Consider the following 20,750-nt stretch of genomic DNA (forward strand, 5'->3'; position numbering starts at 1 on the left):
AACGAATAGATTCGGTTGGCTCTAAAAAACCGATGAGGTTCTTAGAGGTTCCCGTTCATTGTTCCGGCACCCCAAGTTTGCGTATCCTAGTATATTCGCAAAAAAAGTGCAAGCGATTTATCAGCTTTTGAAAATATAGAATCACATAACTGTTATTCATGCATATTACATCTAAAGTAATGATCTTCAATCTTTATCACATTGACAATTCTTGGATATCTAAATGCTTTTTGAAATTCACTGTACATCTCTTTATCCATATATGTATCTGCAGATGAATGATACAACATATCTAAATTATTATGTTTATCATAAATGATAACGCTGTATGTATCTAAAAATCCCGGATCCCATATAATTCCGACATAATTATTAAATACCCGGATATTTTTATTTTCTACATTGTTTGTGATATAACTATCAAGTTCATTTTTGTATCTTTTGAATTCTATTTTTAAGGCAATTTTTTCAGATAGCTGGTTTTTCTCAATCAAAAAACTGAATAAAAGAGAACACATAATCGGTATTAAAAAAACTAATTGTTTTATTGCTTTTGTTTTTATCGTTTTTGTGATCACAAATAAAATATTTAAAATGATACTTAATATACATACATACTCGTATATAATAGCTCCGATAAAACTGAGACTCCTCAATAGATAAAAAGAGAATAATGATAAAAAGATTAAGCTTATATTTGATACGATCACAATTATTCTAAAATATAACGTACTCTTTTCATTTTTCATAAATAAAAATGGAATATAAATGAGCAACAAAAAAAATAGCATAAACGACATAGGCATCTCCTCTCACAGCTTTTTGCCTTAATTGTTTTCGTCTTTTAAAACTTTACCGTCCCTTTTATATACTGATCTTTCCCATCACGACAAACTTCCTTGCCCCTGTCGCAGACGGAACGTTGTTCGGATTCCCACAGAGCGCTTCATTTGCGAGTACGGCGAAGGCGCACGCTTCTTTTGAATCGCTGTTTTTACCGATATCTTCATTGGTGAACACGGAGCATTCAGGCAGCAGCTGCCGTAGATGATGTAAGATGACGGGATTTCTGCAGCCGCCCCCGCCGACTATCAGCTTTTGCGGCATCGGCAATCCGAATGTATTAAGCGAATACGCGATTGAATACGCAGTGTAATAGGTTGCCGTTCTCACAATTGTTTCCGGCGGCAACTGCAGCGCCTTACCTTTATCGTAGAGCGCTTGTATAAACGCTTTGGAATAATGTTCTCTGCCGGTGGTCTTAGGCGGTTTTAATTGCAAATAAGGATCGGCTTTTAAAAATTCCAGTAAGGTCGAATCGACCGCACCGGCAGCGGCACATTTGCCGTCTTCGTCATAATTTTGCGTACCGCCGGTGATAAGCCGCATTAAGCCGTCTATCAGCATATTGCCCGGGCCGGTATCAAAAGCGATAATGCCGCCCATATCGGCATCGGCAGGCAAAAGCGTGATATTGCCGATACCGCCGATATTCTGCAAGCCGATTACCGTACCTGGTTCCCGGTATAGCAGATACTCGGTAAACGGAACAAGCGGCGCCCCTGCCCCGCCCGCCGCGACATCCCGAACGCGGAAATCGGCAACCGTAACGCATCCGGTTCTCTCTGCAATAACAGCGGCTTCACCGATTTGCAGCGTGCTTTTAATATTCTTGCCAAAATAATATCGTTCATTCGATGCATGAAAAACCGTATGTCCATGCGAACCGATAAAATCAACCGTACTAATATCGACCTTCGCCTTTTTGCATACGGCAAAGCAGGCGTCCGCAAATAGTTCCCCAAGATAAACATTCATCGCGCTTAACTCTTCGCTGCCGCCGAAAGAACCGGAAGCAAGCGCCAACAGCCGCTGTCGTACTTCTTGCAAATAAGGCACGGTCAGAAATGCCCGCTCCGTAATATGCGTATCGAGCCCGCTGCCGGTAATAGTCAGCAGCACCGCATCGATACCGTCAACAGACGTCCCGCTCATAAGCCCAATCGCCGTTTTTTCTTTTTTTTCGTTTATAAAATCCAAATACTTCATATATTGTTCCCGAGGACAACCGCGTTTAAATATTCTAAGCGGTTGTATTCCTTTTGTGCAAAATTTTATCCAAAATTTTGCACACTTTATCTAAGAAGAAGGGGGAAACGCATCAGACCAGCATATAAAAATCGCAGAATAAGTGAGGTTGCGAGACCATTTGAACCATCTTCAACTGTTGTACATCCGTGTACATCAGTTGAAGGCGAGTTTTGCCTATAGACAAAACATCGCTACTGTATGGAACCACTGCCATCCTTGGCAGTTCTGGTTGAACAGCCTCAATTTTTCTGAGAGGCTGCCAACAAAGTGTCTGATGCGTTTACCCTCAGTTAGTCGCGGTCTTTTTGGAAGAATTTTAAAAACGGCTTTTTCTGTTTTTTTTCGGTATCCGTTTTTTGTATTAAATGTTTGACATTTTCCATGACCTTGCTCACAATCGGCTGATCGGAGAGATCAATCAAAAAGAATGACAGCGTACCGGTAGCCGAGAACACCGGCATACACACGATATGTGTATCTTGCTGCATAGCTGTACGAGTGAGCGCTGCATTTTGAATCGCTTCTTTAAGGCTGATACCGGGAGCTATTTCGGAAAGCGCATCCCCTTGTTTACAACCCGTTTTCTCCTGTGCTTTAGCGGAGAAATTCAGAATGGTTCCGGTAAGACTCACAACCAGAAGAGGGCGATCGATAATCAATAAGAGTTCATCAACCAGACCGTTTAATCCTGCAATCTTTAAGCTCTTTTGTGCGGTAATTTGATAGGCATCATCGAGCGCTTCCTGTAGTGTGGAACCTAAATTTCCCAATTTTTTTGCACGGGAATTCGATAATACGCCGTTCAGCTGAATAGCCTTTGCGACCATTAAAAAATCACTTTCTTTTCTTTTTGCATAGACGAGCATTGCAATCAATAGGCAAAGCTCCAACCCTGCTCCGATAAATCCGAAAAACAGCACCAGTTCCGAATCGCTTTTAAGCGAACTCTGCATTCCGACTTTATATCCCCAAATTGCAGTCGCTAAAATAAGTGCAAATGAAAAAAGTACCGCCCCGATCAATTTCTTTTTTCCGATAATAATCATACATACATTCCTATTCGTTAGACATTCCGAAACATCGCTAAAAAGCTGTCCAAGTTTCTAAAAGCTGCTCTTTAGATGTTTCTAAATTCCGCAATTTTTTCGACGCTGCCAAGCACAAAGAGTTTATCGCCTGCCTGCAATACAAGATTATCATCCGGTTCATACATCACTTCGCGGTTCAAAGGATTGCCGACCGTATCGATATCAAGCTCAAGCCGGACAACCGTAATGAGCGTTATATTGAATTTTTCTTTGAGCGCAACTTGCGAGAGTGTTTTACCGATAAAAAACTTCGGCACTTTTACTTCGCAAATTCCATACCCCTCGATAACGGAAAGCGAATTGAGTGCATCGGGATTAATCAATTCATGTGCAATACGGGTGGCCGACTCTTCTTCAATCTTTAACACTCGATTTGCCCCTACCCGCTTTAATACTATCGCATGGAGCGGAGAAACCGCCCGCGCTACAATATAGGGAATTTCCCGTTCCTTCAGCAGCGTCGTCGTCAAGATACTCGCTTCTTTATTGTCGCCGATCGTAACGATAGCAACATCAATATCGTCGAGCGGAGCTTTCTTAAACGCATTTTCATCGGTAGTATCGATCACCATAGCCGCCGGGACAAATTTTTTTACCCGATCGACAGCTTGCGCATCGTGGTCAAACGCAACAACCGAGCCGCCGCCTTCCGCCAGCATTTCGCAAACTCGAATGCCGAATTCTCCTAATCCGATAACCGCAAAATTTTGTTGTACATCCATAGTTGTTCTCCTTTTAGAGATGCCCTCTACATCAACGGTGCGATAGCTTTTAACACAATACCGGAAGCTTTAACCGTCCATTTCTCCTGCCGGATCGTTTCAGTCGTTACTGCCCGGCACTGTTTTAATACGGATTGATAATCCGCTTCAATATCATTGATACAGTCGACACCATATAAATAAGTAGCGCATTCAAAATGATGATAGAGGCTGCGATAATCCAAATTGATGGTGCCGACAACAGCTTCCCGATCATCACACACAAAAACTTTTGCATGCACAAAGCCCGGCGTATATTCATAAATTCGTACTCCCGACGCGAGCAAAGGAGCGTAATGGGTTTTTGCCAATGCGTACGGAGCTTTTTTATCGGGAATACCCGGCAAGATCAATGTAATATCCACGCCGCGCTCTGCCGCAAACTTCAACATCGTTTCCATTTCCCCGTCGAGAATAAGGTAGGGGGACATGATATGCACATACCGCTGCGCTCTGTTGAGGATATCCATATACACACACTCGCCGACTTTATTTTGATCGACGGGGCTGTCTCCGAAAGGAATAACAAACCCTGCTGCAGAAACCGGCAAGATATTGGCGGGAACATTCACATACTCATTAAAATCCCATTCTTTTTCGTGTATGCTCCACAACTGCAAAAACATCAGCGTAAAACTTTTAACCGCGGCGCCGTGCAGCATGACGGCGGCATCTTTCCAGTATCCGTATTTATGAATAACATTGATATATTCATCCGCTAAATTAACGCCGCCGTTAAACGCAACTTTACCGTCAATCACCAGAATTTTGCGATGGTCTCGGTAATTATAGCGTGTTGACAGAAACGGTGTAAGCCGCCCGAATATCTTACATTTTATTCCTAATTTTTCCAAACGCTCAGGATAGTCATGCGGCAATGTAGAAAACTCGCAAGTACCATCATACATAATTCGGACATCGACGCCCTCTTTCGCTTTTTGCGCCAATATTTCCAATACGCTTCCCCACATCAGACCTTCTTCTATAATAAAATATTCCAAAAAGATAAAATGCTTTGCCTGTTTCAGTTGAATAAGCATTTCTTTCCACTTCGCTTTTCCGGAAGGAAAATATGTTACTTCAGTTTGATTAAAAACCGGATGACATCCGGTATATCGGAGATATTGAGCAAGCGATGCAGCCCCCTTATCTTGTACTGCAAGAGAAGCGGCAACCTGCGGATCTTGCGGAATAGTATCTTGCGTCAGCGTAAAAAGATTATTCAGATGTTTCCGCGCCAAGCGGTTTCCCGGATCACTTTGGGTATACCAAAACAACAAAGCGCCGAATGCAGGGAGCATCATGATGATAACAAGCCACGTAATTTTTGCAGTAGGATCAATATCGGAATTCAGTAAATACAGCACCATCGCAACGATGAATAAAGACTGGACAATAGAATAATAAGGGAATATTTCTTTAAACCGATACGGGATACTGAATAAAATAAATGCCTGCAAGCCTAATAAAACGAGGAATACCCCTAAACGGCTAAACAGTGCACGTACAAGTCCCTTCCGGCCTTTTTTGAGTAAATATAAACCTTTGCGTTTTCTCCGTTTTTTTTCTTTCGTATTATCCTCGCTTATGGGAACTGTATCCGATTAAGCACAAAATGTAAACGTGAGGATAATCAACATGCCCCGCTGCAGAGCACTTGCATATTAAACTCCCCGCGAGCATCTCTAAAAAGCTAACCGAGTTTTTAGAGAGACCTATACATGCTTGAGCAAATATGTTACAACAGGCTTACAAATTAAATCTAAGGAGTATTTTATGAAAAAACACTATGTTATAGCGTTTTTATTTTGTTGTATCGCCGCAATGCTCTGTGCAGGCGGCAAAAAGGACTCGTCCACGGTGGCTCAGGCAAAATCAGCCGGCAATTCATCCGCTCAAGCAGCTTATACCGTAAAGGTGGTTGTGCCCGCTAATGCTCCGGCAATTTGTATCGCAAAAATGGCATCCGACGCCGCCGCTGTTGCCGACGGTGCAGTTACGGAATATGAAGTGTTGCAAGCACCCGATATGCTGCAAGCACGGCTGCTTTCCGGAGAAGCGGATATCGCTATCGTCCCTTCAAACCTCTCCGCTATTTTATACGCAAAAGGTACCGGTGTCCGACTTGCAGGCGCCGTCGTTTGGGGAATTCTCTACGGACTTACCTCAGAATCAGTCAATTCTATCGAAGATTTAAGAGGAAAAACGATTATCACTTTCGGAAGAGGCCTTACCCCGGATGTCACGGTACGGGAGCTCTTAAACGCCTACGGACTTACTCCCGATAAGGACGTAATCTTTAACTATGTACAGTCGGGTCAAGAAGCGGCAGCTGCCTTTATCAGCGGGAAAGGCTCTTTTGTTATTTTACCGGAGCCGATGGTTAGCATGGTATTAACCAAAAAGTCCGGATCAAAGGTGTTCCTCGACGTACAGAACGCATGGAAAGAAAAACTCGGTGGAGACAGCTCCTACCCACAGGCAGTCGTGGTCGTACAAAAAAAACTCATCGAAAATCATCCCGATTACGTTGCTCGCTTCTTAGCTCAACTGGAACAATCAATAAACTGGGCAAAAGAAAACCCCAAGCAAGCGGGAGAAGCCACCGCAAAGCTGCAAAAAGGTATTCAAGCACCGCTTATTGCAAAAGGAATAAGCCGAATGAATATGCAGTTTGTGAACGCCGAACAAACCCGCCCCGCACTTGAGCGATATTTCTCCATTCTCTATAAGGCTGATCCGAAATTTATCGGCGGGGCCATGCCTCAGGATGATTTCTATTACACCACAGCAAAATAGCGATACGGGCAGCGGCAACGGTAAGGACCGAACTCGAGCAGTATACCGGCTCTGCGGACTCGTCGCGGGGCTGGGACTATGGCAGTTAACAGCCGTGCTGATAGCACAACCGCTCATTGTGCCGAGACTTGAAGCTATTGCCGCCGCTACGGTCGATATTCTTACCGGAGAAGATTTCTTTTTAACCGTTGCTGCAACGCTTTTACGCATTGCGGCAACGATCGCTATAGATACCGTCATTGCTTTTTTACTGGGAATTGCAGCCGGCGTGTCCGCACGAATTGAAGCAGCGCTCAGCCCTTTTGAAACTGCCATGCGTGCTGTCCCGACGATGGGTATTCTGCTCCTCTCGCTGATATGGTTTAATTCCGAGATCACCCCTATTTTTGTCGCAAGCCTTATCGCGCTTCCGCTGCTGTACCGCGGCGTGGTAAACGGCGTTAAAAACATCGACATTCGTCTTATCCAAATGTCTACCGGTTTCCAAGTCTCCTTCGTGCGCAAACTTAAACAGCTGTACATTCCTTCCATTAGGCCGTTTACACTCACCGCATATTCCGCAACGCTTGGGTTGTTGGTAAAGGTTATGGTTACCGCCGAAGTACTCAGCCAGCCACGGAGAGGCATCGGTACGGAGTTCCAGATTGCACGTGCTCAGTTGGATACCGCAACGATTTTCGGCTGGGGAATCATTGTGATCGTCTTTGCCGCTCTTATGGAGCAGGCAGCAAAACGTATTCTTTCATATAATAAAGCCCGCAAAGCGATGCAGACAGCGGATGCTGATACCGCTCTACCCGACACACCTGTCAACACCGGAGAAAACTTCGATACTGACGTATATGCAGATATCGGCAAACAAGCTGCCGAAATACATATTGACCGTATCTCTTTTAATTTTGAATCGGTACCGGTGTTTCAATCTTTTTCACTTGAGGTTAAACCTGCGCGGATAAATTATATCCTCGGCCGCTCCGGTAGAGGCAAAACAACGCTGCTTTTTTTAATTGCAGGTTTTCTGCACCCTCAACACGGAACGATACGCATATTGCCGCCCAATGCGAAAATCGGTTTTGCCTATCAAGACCTGCGGCTTATCCCACACCTCACCGCAGAACAGAATATCCGCTATATACTGCCGCCGGATTACGGAACGGAAAAGGCAAAGCGTATTGCACGGCAATATTTACAGATGTTCGGCTTACAAGGGTTTGAGCATTTTCTACCGGCGGAACTTTCCGGCGGTATGCAGCGGCGAGTCAGTTTAGCCCGTGCACTCGCCTACCCTTCGGAAATTTTGCTCCTCGACGAGGCCTTTGACTCCCTCGATCCCGAAACAAAAAAAGCGGCGGCGAGAGTGTTTTCCCGTATTGTCCGGCAGCAGCGGCGGACAGTCCTATGTGTAACGCACGACCCGGTATTCACGCAGCTTATCGAAGGCATTACGCTGGATGTTCCCAACGGTCATTGATAAACGCTACCACTTCACTTCTCTTAGGCTGAAGCAAAAGGCCGTATCAGGTTCAAACTTTACCCGATCGAAATAGCGCCGTACGGATATTCGACGGTGTCGCTGCCTTCCTTTTTTCCGGCAGCAGTGAGAATGGTAAGCGGTCCTACCCTGCCGATAAACATGAGGAAGATCAATATCAGTTTACCGGCAACACTGAACTGCGCCGTTATGCCGGTAGAGAGCCCAACCGTTGCAAAGGCGGAAACCGTTTCAAACGCCATGGGTAAAAACGGCAGCGATTCGGTTACCGTCAATACAAATATGGCAGCGGACACAATCGTCAAACCGAAACCGAGAATAAGAAAAGCTTTTTTTACCTGCTCATCGGGTATCGACATTTTTTTGATAACGACCGTCCGGTCGTTTTTTAGAAACGAACGGAAAAACGCGAAGACCACCGCAACAGTGTTCAGCTTAATACCGCCGGCCGTACTGCCCGATGCGCCGCCTGCGAACATTACAAAAATCATCATAAGCAGCGTCGCATTCGTCAGGGAGGCAAAGGACACCGTTGAGAAACCCGCCGTCCGCAGGGTAACCGCCTGAAAGAAAGCGCCGAGGTATTGTTCTCGAAGTGAAAAATCCTTCATCGCATGAGTATGCTCCAGCAGATAAAACGCCGCAAATGAGATAAAAAGGATGCCCGCAGTCATTATAAGCACGATCTGTGTATTCAACGGAAGGAAAAACGTTGTCTTTTTCTTTTTGAACGCATTACACGTTTCGGTTTTTATTTTACGCGCCGTATCGTACATAACCGCAAAACCGATACCTCCAAGGATAATCGTAAAGCTAATCGTTAAACTGATGATAGGATCGCCGATAAAGGATTCGAGATTATTGGAAAAGAGCGCAAAACCTGCGTTACAAAAAGCGGAGACCGCATGAAAAGCCGCAAAACCAAGTGTCTTGGCGGATGCTCCCATGGTGCGTGAAAACCCGAGAAATAAGAAACCAGCACTGACAGCTTCAACTAAAAAGGTAGACCCAACAATGACGCGGAGCGCTTTAAACAATCCCGACATATCATCTTCGCTCACCATATACGAAACGGTCAGCTTTTCCGCAATAGACAGCTTGCGCCGAAACGCGAGCATACCGAAAAACGAGAACACCATAATACCAAGTCCGCCGATCTGAATAAGCAAAACGAGGATTACTTTTCCGACTGTTGTCAATTCCGTCGCGACATCGATAATACTCAAGCCGGTAACACAGACTGCAGAAGTTGCAGTAAATAGTGCAGTCAAAAAGTCAAGATGACCTGCGTCGGGAGTAGCTGCCGGAAGCATCAACAAAAAGGCACCGGTAATAATCACCATGAAGAATGAAATAAGCAAAGTTCCTGCAGGGTTCAACATTATCCGCTCCGTGCCGCCCGCACTGTCCGCCGTATTCTTGATGATTTTCCCAAATAGGAAAATGTTCTTGATCAGCGCAAACATAAGAATCAATTCCGGCGACGTAGGAATAAAACCGATTTTTATTTTAAAAAAGATAAAAACTGCACAAAAGAGAAGCGTACTTAAACACAGCGCAACATGTTTTTGAACATACTGCTGAAAATACTTTTCATGCCGCATCGGTAAAAACGTTTCCGCAATAATAAGAAGCAAAATGATTGCATCTATCGCATGAATAACAATAGTAGCGGCAAGAGAAGCATAAAACTGCTGCAAAAACAGCACTGCCAAACTGAGTATAAAGGCAACGCCCGAAAGATTTGTACGGAGTTTGATTACTATGGTATTCATATCAGTCCAATCCTTTTTCCTACTTCCTAAATGCTTTCACCTTTTCCGCAAAGTCCCGCAGCGCGGCAGAAACGCGCACGGTAACATCCGCCGTATTCATACCGCTCAAGAGCTCGATACCTTCATCGATATTGCTGACCGCCCATATCTTAAACCGCTTTTCGGCAATTGCATTGATGACGCGCTCCGGCAAAAAGAGATTATTTTTATTGCCCTGAGGAATCATCACCCCTTGCGTGCCGGTAGACCTGAGAATCGCGCAGGTATCGAAAAAGCCGGTTATCTTTTCCGAAATACCGCCCACCGGCTGCACCATACCAAGCTGATTCAAACTACCGGTTACCGCAATGTCCTGCCTAAGCGGGATGCCCCCGATTGCGGAAAGCAGCGTGAAAAGCTCGGCGCAGGAAGCGGAGTCTCCGTCGATCATACCGTAGGATTGTTCAAAGCAGATTGCAGCGGAAATCGACAGCGGAAAATCAGGCGCGTATTTTTGCCGGAGAATCGAGCTGATGATAAGGTGCGCCTTATCGTAAATTTCACCGGAAAGCCCCGCCTCCCGCTCGATGTTGATAATACCGGCAGTACCCGGCGATGCTTGTGCGGTAACGCTGACCGGTATGCCGAAGGTATGGAAACCGCGCTCCTCTACGGCAAGCCCGTTGATTTTTCCCACTGCAGTGCCGGAGGTGTCGATTAAAATTTCTTTGAGCTGCACCATCTCGGCGAATTTTTCTTCGGGTAAGGCCGCAAGATAATGCCGCTGCTCGATTGTTTTGGTAATGATCTCATCGGTGATAAGCTCGCACGATTGCTGCTTCGCCGTATAATTTGCCTCCGCAACAAAATCCGCAATCTTCGTAAACTGAGCTGAAATCAAATGCCGGCTCTCCGAAAGTTCAACCGCATAGGCAAGCAACTTCGCATACCCCGAATCAGTGAACGGCAGCGAATGCCGGTCTTTTACAAAGGTTTCGATGAGCGCCAAGACGGCGGCCAAGTTTTCATCCGTCAGCGGCATCACCGAATCGAATTCGGCACATACCTTGAACAGCTTATAAAAGTCGGGATCCTCCTGATAGAGAATCTCATAGGAATATTCGCCGCCGATGATGATAACCTTCAGCTGCGCGGGAATCGGTTCGGGCTTTAAAAGAGAAGGCGTATGCGTACCGGCAGGCGGCGCTTGCACGGCGATACGTCCCGACTGCAGCACCCGCTTTAAATACACCCACGAATCTTCTTCTTCCAAAAGGTCTTTCAGCCGCAGCACCAAAAAGCCGCCTAAGGCACGGTGTACCGCTCCGCCGCGCAGCCGTAAATGGCCGTTCAGCAGTCCGTCTTCTTCATCACCGTGCCCCTCGATTGTCCCGAAGAGATTGGAAAAATTCGGCTGATTTTCATCGATAACGTAGGATTTATCATCCGTATTTTCGCAAATCAGATTGATTGCATACCGCCCGAAAAAAGCCTTCTTGTGTCGCGGAGACTTAAACGGCGCTGCATACATCACGGCACGGGCAATCAAATCCGTCTCGGTCTTTTTTAAAAAAGACGCAATCTTCTCGTTGTGTTTTTTCTGTATATCGGTTTCTGCAGGATAGCCGTTCAACAGCGCACAAGGCTGCTCAAGCTCCGCCGCGACAATCGGTTTGAGTAAATCGATGTACAGCTGCTTGAGCTTTTCTTCAGCCTCCGTTCGGTTTTTCCGCAGCAGGGCAAAAAGATCGGCCAGCTCATCGAGCGAGCGGTAATATGTTTCACGCAAATCGTTGAGCGCTTGTTCGGAAAACTTCTTCCGCGCAACCAGCAGCTGCAGCTCCCCGAACGGAACCTCTTTTCCTTTAATGAGCGGAATCAAATCGACGGATTGATTGGAATCGTCTTTCAGCTGCAAGAGCTTAAATCCCCGTGATAGCATCGTTACTTCAAAATTTGCAAGCAGGGAATTTTCGTCGCTGTCGACCGCCGACATAATCTTCTTTTGAGCAGACAAAAAATTCTCCGACTTTTCAATCTGCAGCGCCTGTTTATAGAGAGCTTCAACCGCATTCTTGAGACTGTGCTGAAACTTCTTGCCCTCCCCCGCCGGAAAAAATAGCGCGATCGGTTCCGCCGGATGCCGGTAGTTATGCGCATACGCAATATCTTGCAAGGCGGCGGTATTTGGTTTATAGTCCTTGAGCAGCGAAGAGAGAACCGTCCGGCGGCCTGTTCCCGGCGCTCCCATAATAAAAATGTTGTAGCCGTCGTCCCGAATACTTAAGCCGAGTTCCAATGCGGACACCGCGCGGAGCTGCCCGACAATCGGCTTATGCGGCGCCTGTGTTTTTAATGCGGCGATTTTCGATTCCGGTATATTGAATTGAATTTCTGAAAGCGGAAGCTCCTGTGCCGAAGCCTGCTGCGGGATGTTTGACGTTGATGATGTATTCAATAGCTTCACTCTCCTCAATGATTATGAGATACAAAAGGAAAAAATATGACCGATCTGTTACTAAGCGAGCTTGTCGTTCTGCTCCTCTTACTGCCGGTATTACTGCGCCCGTTTTCAAAAAGCTTAAAAAAAGGCCGCGCGATTCCTATTCTACCTTTTCTGAGCCTCTTTGTCTGTATCTGTATTATCATCGGACAGGGAATTGTCCTCTATCTTTTTATTCTCGTTCTCTTTGTTCTGATTGTCTGCCTTTCGGAAATAATACGGCTGATTGCGTTTTTCCAAGGGATGCTGAACGATTTTTACGGTATCGCATCGATGATGCTGCGCATTGTGTTATTGTGCCTTTTTTGCGGAGTAGCATATTGCGCATTCAGATTTGCGCCGGAAGCAAGTATCAGAACCGAATATCCGCTGACCGTCCGTTCGATCGAATTAACCGATAAAACAAACGCCGGTACCGATAAATATATTGCCGAACAAACCGCCGATTCAGCTTCACCTAATTCTTCCGCTTTGCGGAATCCTATCGAAGGATTGTTGATTGAGCGGCAGGGCGGCGCCGATAAAAAAGCGCTGGTGATTATTGCCGAAACGTTCCCTTATGCCGAACGGCCGGAAACGCTCGCCTCTCTTCTCGCGGATCAAGGCTATACCGTTGCGGAAATCACGAGGCTCAAACCGCGCGGCCTTATTCCGCGTATCGAACTGTACCGCAAGCTGCTGCACCTCGTCGGGAAAAAAGAGCAACGGTATTTAATAAAAGAAGATGACCCGCAGACGGCTGCGTTCTTTGCCGACTTTCTTGAACAAACGGTTGCACGTTACGGACGCAATAAACGGATATTTTTATATGCGGAAGGAATCTATACCGATTTAGCCGCGCACTTTTGTACGGAAAATCCGGGTGTATTTACGGGTGTGTTTTTCAGCCTTTCCGAAGAAGAGCCGCTGCCGTCCGCCCCCGACGGATGGATACAAACCATGCGGGAACACAATCCGGAACTTCCGTCTGAGGACAATTCAGCAGCGGATACTACCGCCGTATCTGATGCAGCATCAGAGCAAGCAGCAGGTGCCGGCGGGAACGGTTCGGCTGAGACAGCTCCCGCAGTTTCCGCAGCTCCGGCAACTGCCCCCACACAGCCGGAGCGGCCGCTGCCGTTCTGTTGTTACATCCGCCCCTACTCCGAACTCGCAGGCTTCGGACAACTGCGCGCAGAGGATGCCCTCGCAGCGGAACTCTTAGGCAGCGGCCGCAGCATCGGCAGACAGGACAAAGCCGCAGCAGCCGCGGCATTTAACCGGTATGCACTACTGTTTTGAACTGCTGACCCCGGAGACTATCTATGACGCGGCTGCATTCGTGCGACAGCACGAATACCGTTGCATCGATCTTGCAGAGCAGCTGCGGCTTTGCTTGTACCCCGACTATGCTCCGCGGTATAAAAAGGCAGCGGCTGTCTATGCCTGCCCGCAACGGCAAACTTGTCCGCAACCGCAAAAAATCTACTGCGGGGTCTTACTGTTCAGCACGTATGGGCTTTTGTTCCACTGTATCGACACTGACATTCCAGAAGAAACGGTCTTAGCTTTCGGCAGATTTTTTTTAAGTGAAGACTTTCCTTACACGGAACTCCACGCCGTTGCAGGCATCCGCGAGCATACGCTCCTCTTTGAACAGGTTATGTCCGAAACAGCGCATATCCGGCTCGACACCGCCGTAGATTACTACCTGATGCAGTGCGCCAAACCTTGTACGGATACATTCTTTCAAACAGCGGAGTCAAAACTGAATACCACGCTGTCCATTGAACGCGCAACGGAGAATGATCTTACAGAACTCTTCCCGCTCCAGCTTGATTATGAAAATACCGAGGTTGCCTACGAAGGCCGCCCGATAAACCCTGCCGTCTGCAAACTGTCACTGCGTACCCGCCTTACAACCGAATACATCTACAAGGTCTCGGCAGACGGGCGCATCGTCGCAAAGGCCGGAACCAACGCGCAGGGCTTTCACTGGTTCCAAATCGGTGGCGTCTACACCCTGCCCGCATACCGGAACAAAGGATTAGCTGCAGCCGCCGTTGCGCATCTCATCAATACCCACAGCGCAGAAGCGCACGGCTTCGCACTCTTCGTAAAAACCGCCAACACAGCCGCCCTCCGCGTATACGAAAAGCTCGGCTTTGAGCAGTGCGGGCTGTTCAGAATGAGTTACTGGAAAAAGATAAAAAATTGAGGTTCGCACCGACGCTTTACGTCGGGGTATGCTCCATTCTATTCTCCTAAAAACAGCGCAGTACTTGATAAGAGAATCGCAGATATAAGAACAGGAAAGAATGTCTCTGGACATGAACTTATCGGGGAGTGATAGTGCGTAAAACCGATCTATTCGTCTTTATGATTGAGGATGAGGTCTTCGAAATACTGAGCGCTCAAATGTATAGCGACTTGATTGTAAGATATAAAAATATTTGGCGAAAAAAGATACTCTGTATATACTGAACATATATGGACATTCCAGATAATACATATAGTAAGTTACGGGACTGTATATGTATTCTACTGGAAAAAGCGAACATTCATTATATGACCTTCCCTTTATATGAAGAATTACAGCCATAGCCCCCTACTTACTGAACCGGAAGGTGATTGCCTACTGCTCCAATAAGATGCTTACGATCAAGAAACAGCAGCTATTTTTAATACATTATCCATGAATGTTCTACCACGTAAACGTCCCTTAAAATTGAACAACTGAACAAAGTGTAAACTTTGGCAGGTGTTCAATTAGTGCACGATAGCGCATATATAATCTACGATGTTTGCCGAACGGCAAACTCGCAGTGTTTTTCAGCCACGATATTTCAGTGGCTGAAAATAAACGTCCCTTTCAGCCACACAGCGCTTATCTTGTGTAAGGCTGCAAAATCTCCCTTACCGTCATAGCCTTTGGTGTACACATCCCCGCCGAGTGCAAAATTGATATTATCGGTGATTGCATAGCTAACCGAATAGGTACTGAACGTACTACCGTAGTTTACGTCGATGACGCCGCTTGCCGAAAGCTTCAGTGTTTCGCGCAAAAATGTTTTGCTTACATTGAGGCTGACAAAGCCCTTGTGCATCGGCCGCTCTATATCGTTTTTATGATTGAGGATGAGATCTTCAAAATATTGAGCGCTCAGCGTCCACGAACTCTTGATCCAGTCAATGCCGGCAAGCATCAGCAGCTGGTGTTTTTGGGGAGAATTAAACTCAAGCGGTACATCATCAGGTGTCTGCCTTTTCAAATCGTCAATAGATTTATCTGTAAGTAAATTCTTAGGCTCAAAGTACCGTTTTCCTACCCACGCGGTTTCCAGCCGGATTGTTACATCTCCTACCGGGATTGCTGCGTCAATGCCCGCCATTCCGATACGGTAATACTCTTCATTTAAGTTGGTATGCAGCTCTTTCGGTATGTACGGATTTAAAAGTATATTGTGTGGAGCGGCAGGATTAAAAAGCCCTTTTTTCGCATACCCGCTTTTTGCATAGCGCGGCGTTTTATCCCAGCCGTAGAAGCCTGAAACGGAAAAATCGATGCCGGGCAAAAAGAAGGAGAAACGGGCGGCGGCTTCCGTGTCGGTAAACATCTTTGGTTTTGCGCTTTCCGTTTTTGTATAATGAACAGGGACTGTTCCGAACGGCGTACTAAAAGTATCCGGCGTGTCGATGTAGTACAGCCCGTCTTTGGCGCCCTCTTCAAAGCCGAAGCGCGGCAGCTTGTTCGGCGTAAAAAACGGCACGGCGACCGCTTCAAACGTAAAAAGGTCGTGGAAAAAACGCAGGCGGATACTATCGGACGGGAGTCGCGCTTCATCGCCGCTAAAGGCGATAAACTCCGAGCTGTCCCGCGCACTTAACACATCCGTAAGCTTAAACCCGTCAGCCTGCCCCCACACAATAACCTGCCGCCCGACACTGATATCCCATATCTCACCCGAATAGCGGTAATACGCTTCGTTCAGGCGGAAACCGGTGCGTGCGGGGTTGCGGTAATTGTATTCTGCAGCGGCGAAAATAACCGCATAAGAAGATCCGGCAGAGACCTCGCCTTTTATCTGTACGATAGAACGGGACGCTCCGTATTCAAGCTTCTTTTCAGTACCGTTCCAGCGCACTCCGTGCAGCGTCCCAATTTTACCGCTTACCGTGAGTACCGGTTTTGCACTGCCATCTTCCGAATCGGTAGAAAATTCGTCATCTCCTAAATCATCATTTACTTGAGATGCAGTTTCACTATCGGATGATGTATCAGTTGCTTGAGCTATTTCCACCTTTCCGTCTACGCCTGCTGCCTCCTGCGCACTGCAGGGAAGCGCCAATACAAAAAACAGTAAACAAATAATAGCTCCTGACAAAAATGCTTGTCTGTATTTCCGTATTGTGTTCATATCGTCATTACTCCTTCTTTTCATTTTATTCGTGCGGAGGGCTTAAGAGTAATACTCCAACACTTTTTGAAAACACCCTCTCCCAGCGCCTTTTGAAATAGACGGTGTAGATACGAGGCGCGAGCACAAATTAACCGCAGGCGTATCTTTGATACGTTGAGGATTAATTTGTGCGCAGCAACGAAGTAGATGCACCGTATATTTCAAAAGGATTACCTAATCTTCCCTTCTTCCAATGAATTCACCCTAAAATACGAGTCCGAAATGTTTTTATTGAACTCGTGCTTAAGCGTTTCGATAACGGTTGTGTGTTTTTTTTGCAGGTTGTTCATCTCCATTTTACCCGCAGTCCAAAAGCCGTCTTTTTTCTCGATGCCGCTTACCGTAAGCACTTTCAACAGCGAACCTTGCTCATCGTAAAATTCCGCCTTTACCTGCACCAGCGATTCCTTATCAATCCACGAAATATATTTTGAATACATCGATTTTTTTACCGGAACCGATTCAATCTTCCAGCAGTTTTTCCCGTCCACCGTTTCTTCCGCAAGCAGTGTGTACGTGTAGTCATCGATCTTGTGCCCACTTATATCATCGTAGGTAAAATCGGTACCCATAAAATAGTCCTGACTTGAAGAACCGGAAATACGTTTCGCCTTTTTAAGCGCAGGCATATAGAGCCAGCGGTCATCGCTTTTTGCCGCATCATCATACGAGAAAGAAAGATAGCCGACGCCCTTTACATCAGCGGGTAGCGTAAACATCATCACCGTTTTTTTCTCGCTGCCGTAATCCTTCGAATATGCCGTAACTTGGCGCACCCGCTTTTTACCGCCGGAATTGATCAGCGTCATCCGCATCGTAAATGAATCGGTTGCAGCTTTTTCGCGCTTATCAACCTTTTGCATAATCTCTTTACCCGTCAGCTCTTGTGCAAAGACAGGGCTTACGGCCATCGCTGCAAACACAATCAGCGCAATTACGTGTTTTATAATTTTCATACATCCTCCTCTTTTAATTGGTAATTTGTAATGCGTAATTGGTAATTACTGCTGCACGTAAATCGCTTTAATTACCAATTACCAATTACCAATTATCGCATTACCCATTATTTTTCCTCTTTCCCAAACGGTTTGCTTATGTAAATCAGTACCGGTGTCATCAAATAGTCGGCGGCGAGAGCGGACATGAGACCGACAGCGGCCAATACACCGAGACGTAAAATTGCTGCAATATTACACGTAAGATATACTAAAAATGTGGCAGACAAAATGATCGTGGTCATTGCAAGCGTTTTTCCGATGGAATAGAACGTCCCGAAAATAGCGCGGTCATACGATTTTTCTTTTTCAAAAAGATACTTTGCGTGGTTGGTGAAGTGAATAGTGTCATCAACGGCAATCCCGAGGATCATCGGCATAATCGCCATCGTCATAAGGTCGAGCGAAATACCGAGATAGCCCATAATCGCACCGATGACAAGAACGGGAAAGATATTTGGGATAAGCCCGATGAGTCCCATTTTCACACTGCCGAATACGAGCATCATCAAAATTGCAATCGCAACAAGCGAAGTAAAAAAAGAATACAATTCGCCGAATACGATTTTGTTGTTCAATTCCGCAAATTGTACGGCAGCTCCGATTAAATGACAGTCCGCCTGCGGAAACAGTTCCGCACATGTTTGTTCGATAGTTTTCAGATTTGCTGCAAGCTCGTTCGCATCATACGAGGCAACATCAATCGACATACGAAGCGTACGGAACTCTTCGTCAACCCAACGCGATGTTTGCCCGCCTGAAATTTCGTACAAGAACAAGAGCTGCGCAAGCAAGTCTTCGTCATCGGGGATTGTGTAAAACGCAGGATCGTCGGAGTGCATCGTTTGATTCATCTCTTTGACAATATCCAAAATCGAGAATATCTTCGGCACACCGTTATTCATTTTTGTTAATCTGAACGTCCCGATGAGTATGCTCAGTTTATCGAGTTTTTTAAGCACATCGGGATTTTTGACTGCATCATCTTCATCAAAGGTGAGCATAATATTGTAACTAAAATAGGAACCGAGCTGCGACTGCGTAATTTCATAGATGCGCCTGATATACGGAATGCGCAAACCCATAAATTTAAAATTGTCCATGTTGACATCGATTTTGAACAACGCCGGAATACAAGCTGCAGTGATGAGCGTAAATGCAGTGATGATTGCTTTGCGTCTTTTGATAACAGTACGCCCGAAGCGTTCAAACCGTGCATCCAATTTTTGGGCACGTGCAGCTTTTGCATTGTGGGTATTTGCCGAATCTTTACCGGCCTCAATATCTTTTCCGAAGCTCATCAGAATGGGAATGAGAACGCTGACATAGACATACACGGCAAATACCATCGCGGCGCTTGCTGCCCCCATCCAGCGCATCGGCTTAAGGTCAGTCGTTAAAAACGACAGCACCGAAACAACGGTAGTAACGACAGTAAAAAAGAGCGGCCAACCGGTATTTTCAATCGAAGCGATAACAGCCTCTTTTCGTTTGCCGAGTTCATAAAAGCTTGTTTTAAATGAATTGACGAGGTGAATCGAGTAACCGACCGAAAGCGCCATCGCAAGTACAATCGGCACCGACATCATCTCCGACTTTCCCGAAATGTGCAAAAAGCCCATAATGCCGAGTACCGTAGTAATACCGAAGAAGGTCGCGAATAGCGGTACAATCGTTCCGCGAAGTGAGCGGGTAAATATGATGAGCAAGATAATCATACAGAGAAAACTCAAGCCCACGCTTTTTGTGGTCTCGTGTCCCATCACTACTTTTTCTTCCGTTTCGGTATAGGGAAGCCCCGCAGGTTTTATTGTGTACGCAGCGCTGTGATATTTAGGGTCGGTTACAATATCGATTGCAGCTTCTCCGATAACGTACATCGGCGCCTTGGTCGAAGTTTTACTCCACACTTCTTCAGGCGGCGTTGCTTTAAGCGACAGCACCAGCCACGTTTCCGTTGCATCCTGCGTTACGAGCTTATTAACAATCGACTTACGTGAAAGAATAAAATCCTTCGCTTTTTGTAGATCAGCAGGATCGGAAGGAATACCGTCTCGAAACGGATTGGTGATTTCTATGCCCTCATCCGTGCCAACGGTAATATCCGTATCGGTAATCGAGGTAATGGAATCCGAATATGGTACCTTTTCCAAAAGTTCGGCGCCGATATCTTTAATCGCTTGCAGCACCTCCGGCTTAAATACATCGTCTGATTCAAAGAGCAGCACGATCGAATCGTTACTGCCAAACAACTCCTTAAACCGTGCATCATTCTTTTTTGTGCTTTCTTTTACGGTTAAAAACTCGTCTTCATCCGCCGAGCCGACTTTAAAGCTTTTTACGCCTATAAGCCCCACAACCGTTACTGCTGCAAGCAGAGCTAAACAAAGCCAGCGGTATTTTAATTGAAACTCTGCGATCTTCTTAAAGAATAGATGCATCCCTTCAAGTTTCATAGTATGAACCTCTTATAAATGACCTGCAACACTAGTTCCGTTGTTTTGCAGATACCATGATGAAAAAAAACAGTAAACATTGTTTACTGTTTTAGTATAAAATTTCCATAAGAATTGTCAATAGGTGCGATTGTCGGTTCACTTCATCTGCGAACACTCTGGCATAAACTGTGAAAGCGCCGTTCCCTTACCTTTTAAGCACCTTATACATAACGATACCGACGGCAAGTAAGATCAGACCGGCAATATCTAATCCCCGCAGTATCCAAACGGGAATAACGGCTGCAGGAAGATACAGCCCTCCAAGCAGCAAAAAAATGCTGATGATAATCAGGATGAGTCCGCATATTTTTGATCCGGTTCCGCTCATTC

The 20,750-nt window shown here is 46.0% G+C and carries 15 protein-coding genes; 4 read left to right on the forward strand and 11 right to left on the reverse strand.

Annotation, left to right across the window (positions count from 1 at the left end; translation table 11 throughout):
• Positions 1 to 152: 152 nt before the first annotated feature.
• From ABH09_RS07050 to ABH09_RS07070, 5 genes are all read right to left on the reverse strand, one after another.
• Complete coding sequence (locus tag ABH09_RS07050; RefSeq protein WP_253713868.1) at positions 153 to 800, reverse strand: hypothetical protein; 648 nt, start codon at positions 798 to 800, stop codon at positions 153 to 155.
• A gap of 64 nt (positions 801 to 864) precedes the next feature.
• Positions 865 to 2,049, reverse strand: a complete 1,185-nt coding sequence (locus ABH09_RS07055) for an anhydro-N-acetylmuramic acid kinase (RefSeq protein ID WP_253713869.1) — start codon at positions 2,047 to 2,049, stop codon at positions 865 to 867.
• Between the two features lie 332 nt (positions 2,050 to 2,381).
• Positions 2,382 to 3,137, reverse strand: coding sequence for a hypothetical protein (locus ABH09_RS07060; protein WP_253713870.1), 756 nt, complete (start codon positions 3,135 to 3,137; stop codon positions 2,382 to 2,384).
• 71 nt (positions 3,138 to 3,208) lie between these two features.
• Positions 3,209 to 3,901, reverse strand: a complete 693-nt coding sequence (locus tag ABH09_RS07065; RefSeq protein ID WP_162663634.1) for a potassium channel family protein — start codon at positions 3,899 to 3,901, stop codon at positions 3,209 to 3,211.
• 26 nt (positions 3,902 to 3,927) lie between these two features.
• Complete coding sequence (locus ABH09_RS07070) at positions 3,928 to 5,400, reverse strand: phospholipase D-like domain-containing protein (RefSeq protein ID WP_253713871.1); 1,473 nt, start codon at positions 5,398 to 5,400, stop codon at positions 3,928 to 3,930.
• A 316-nt stretch (positions 5,401 to 5,716) separates the two neighbouring features.
• Between ABH09_RS07070 and ABH09_RS07075 the strand changes: the two genes are divergently transcribed.
• On the forward strand, positions 5,717 to 6,739 hold the full coding sequence (locus ABH09_RS07075) for an ABC transporter substrate-binding protein (RefSeq protein WP_253713872.1): 1,023 nt from the start codon (positions 5,717 to 5,719) through the stop codon (positions 6,737 to 6,739).
• Positions 6,711 to 8,210 (forward strand): ATP-binding cassette domain-containing protein, encoded by a 1,500-nt coding sequence (locus tag ABH09_RS07080; protein ID WP_230977593.1) that lies wholly within the window; start codon positions 6,711 to 6,713, stop codon positions 8,208 to 8,210. The genes ABH09_RS07075 and ABH09_RS07080 overlap by 29 nt, the downstream gene beginning before the upstream one ends.
• A 59-nt stretch (positions 8,211 to 8,269) precedes the next feature.
• Here the strand turns inward: ABH09_RS07080 and ABH09_RS07085 are convergent, their stop codons facing one another.
• Positions 8,270 to 10,006, reverse strand: a complete 1,737-nt coding sequence (locus tag ABH09_RS07085) for a TrkH family potassium uptake protein (RefSeq protein WP_253713873.1) — start codon at positions 10,004 to 10,006, stop codon at positions 8,270 to 8,272.
• A gap of 19 nt (positions 10,007 to 10,025) precedes the next feature.
• Positions 10,026 to 12,443, reverse strand: coding sequence for a Lon protease family protein (locus ABH09_RS07090; protein WP_253713874.1), 2,418 nt, complete (start codon positions 12,441 to 12,443; stop codon positions 10,026 to 10,028).
• 45 nt (positions 12,444 to 12,488) lie between these two features.
• Here ABH09_RS07090 and ABH09_RS07095 point away from each other — a divergent pair, with 45 nt between their 5' ends.
• Together ABH09_RS07095 and ABH09_RS07100 are read left to right on the forward strand one after the other, a co-directional pair.
• Entirely contained in the window at positions 12,489 to 13,769 is a 1,281-nt protein-coding gene (locus ABH09_RS07095) for a hypothetical protein (protein ID WP_253713875.1), read from the forward strand.
• The gene (locus tag ABH09_RS07100) at positions 13,753 to 14,685 is read left to right on the forward strand and encodes a GNAT family N-acetyltransferase (protein WP_253713876.1); all 933 of its coding nucleotides are present in this window, start codon (positions 13,753 to 13,755) and stop codon (positions 14,683 to 14,685) included. Before ABH09_RS07095 ends, ABH09_RS07100 begins: the two co-directional genes overlap by 17 nt.
• 628 nt (positions 14,686 to 15,313) lie before the next feature.
• Here the strand turns inward: ABH09_RS07100 and ABH09_RS07105 are convergent.
• The 4 genes from ABH09_RS07105 to ABH09_RS07120 form a co-directional block, all read right to left on the reverse strand.
• The gene (locus ABH09_RS07105) at positions 15,314 to 16,885 is read right to left on the reverse strand and encodes a DUF1302 family protein (protein WP_253713877.1); all 1,572 of its coding nucleotides are present in this window, start codon (positions 16,883 to 16,885) and stop codon (positions 15,314 to 15,316) included.
• 212 nt (positions 16,886 to 17,097) lie between these two features.
• Complete coding sequence (locus tag ABH09_RS07110; protein WP_253713878.1) at positions 17,098 to 17,883, reverse strand: outer membrane lipoprotein-sorting protein; 786 nt, start codon at positions 17,881 to 17,883, stop codon at positions 17,098 to 17,100.
• 107 nt (positions 17,884 to 17,990) lie between these two features.
• Entirely contained in the window at positions 17,991 to 20,378 is a 2,388-nt protein-coding gene (locus tag ABH09_RS07115; protein WP_253713879.1) for an efflux RND transporter permease subunit, read from the reverse strand.
• Between the two features lie 187 nt (positions 20,379 to 20,565).
• Positions 20,566 to 20,748, reverse strand: coding sequence for a hypothetical protein (locus ABH09_RS07120; RefSeq protein ID WP_162663642.1), 183 nt, complete (start codon positions 20,746 to 20,748; stop codon positions 20,566 to 20,568).
• Between the last annotated feature and the right edge of the window lie 2 nt (positions 20,749 to 20,750).

Origin of the sequence: Treponema sp. OMZ 803, from assembly GCF_024181165.1 — a bacterium.
Classification (GTDB): Bacteria; Spirochaetota; Spirochaetia; order Treponematales; family Treponemataceae; genus Treponema.

Excerpts from the sequence above, each read along its gene's own strand:
- ABH09_RS07050 (WP_253713868.1), bottom strand. The coding sequence starts at position 800 with ATGTCGTTTATGCTATTTTTTTTGTTGCTCATTTATATTCCATTTTTA.
- ABH09_RS07055 (WP_253713869.1), bottom strand. The coding sequence starts at position 2,049 with ATGAAGTATTTGGATTTTATAAACGAAAAAAAAGAAAAAACGGCGATT.
- ABH09_RS07060 (WP_253713870.1), bottom strand. The coding sequence starts at position 3,137 with ATGATTATTATCGGAAAAAAGAAATTGATCGGGGCGGTACTTTTTTCA.
- ABH09_RS07065 (WP_162663634.1), bottom strand. The coding sequence starts at position 3,901 with ATGGATGTACAACAAAATTTTGCGGTTATCGGATTAGGAGAATTCGGC.
- ABH09_RS07075 (WP_253713872.1), top strand. The coding sequence starts at position 5,717 with ATGAAAAAACACTATGTTATAGCGTTTTTATTTTGTTGTATCGCCGCA.
- ABH09_RS07080 (WP_230977593.1), top strand. The coding sequence starts at position 6,711 with ATGATTTCTATTACACCACAGCAAAATAGCGATACGGGCAGCGGCAAC.
- ABH09_RS07085 (WP_253713873.1), bottom strand. The coding sequence starts at position 10,006 with ATGAATACCATAGTAATCAAACTCCGTACAAATCTTTCGGGCGTTGCC.
- ABH09_RS07095 (WP_253713875.1), top strand. The coding sequence starts at position 12,489 with ATGACCGATCTGTTACTAAGCGAGCTTGTCGTTCTGCTCCTCTTACTG.
- ABH09_RS07100 (WP_253713876.1), top strand. The coding sequence starts at position 13,753 with ATGCACTACTGTTTTGAACTGCTGACCCCGGAGACTATCTATGACGCG.
- ABH09_RS07105 (WP_253713877.1), bottom strand. The coding sequence starts at position 16,885 with ATGAACACAATACGGAAATACAGACAAGCATTTTTGTCAGGAGCTATT.
- ABH09_RS07110 (WP_253713878.1), bottom strand. The coding sequence starts at position 17,883 with ATGAAAATTATAAAACACGTAATTGCGCTGATTGTGTTTGCAGCGATG.
- ABH09_RS07115 (WP_253713879.1), bottom strand. The coding sequence starts at position 20,378 with ATGAAACTTGAAGGGATGCATCTATTCTTTAAGAAGATCGCAGAGTTT.
- ABH09_RS07120 (WP_162663642.1), bottom strand. The coding sequence starts at position 20,748 with ATGAGCGGAACCGGATCAAAAATATGCGGACTCATCCTGATTATCATC.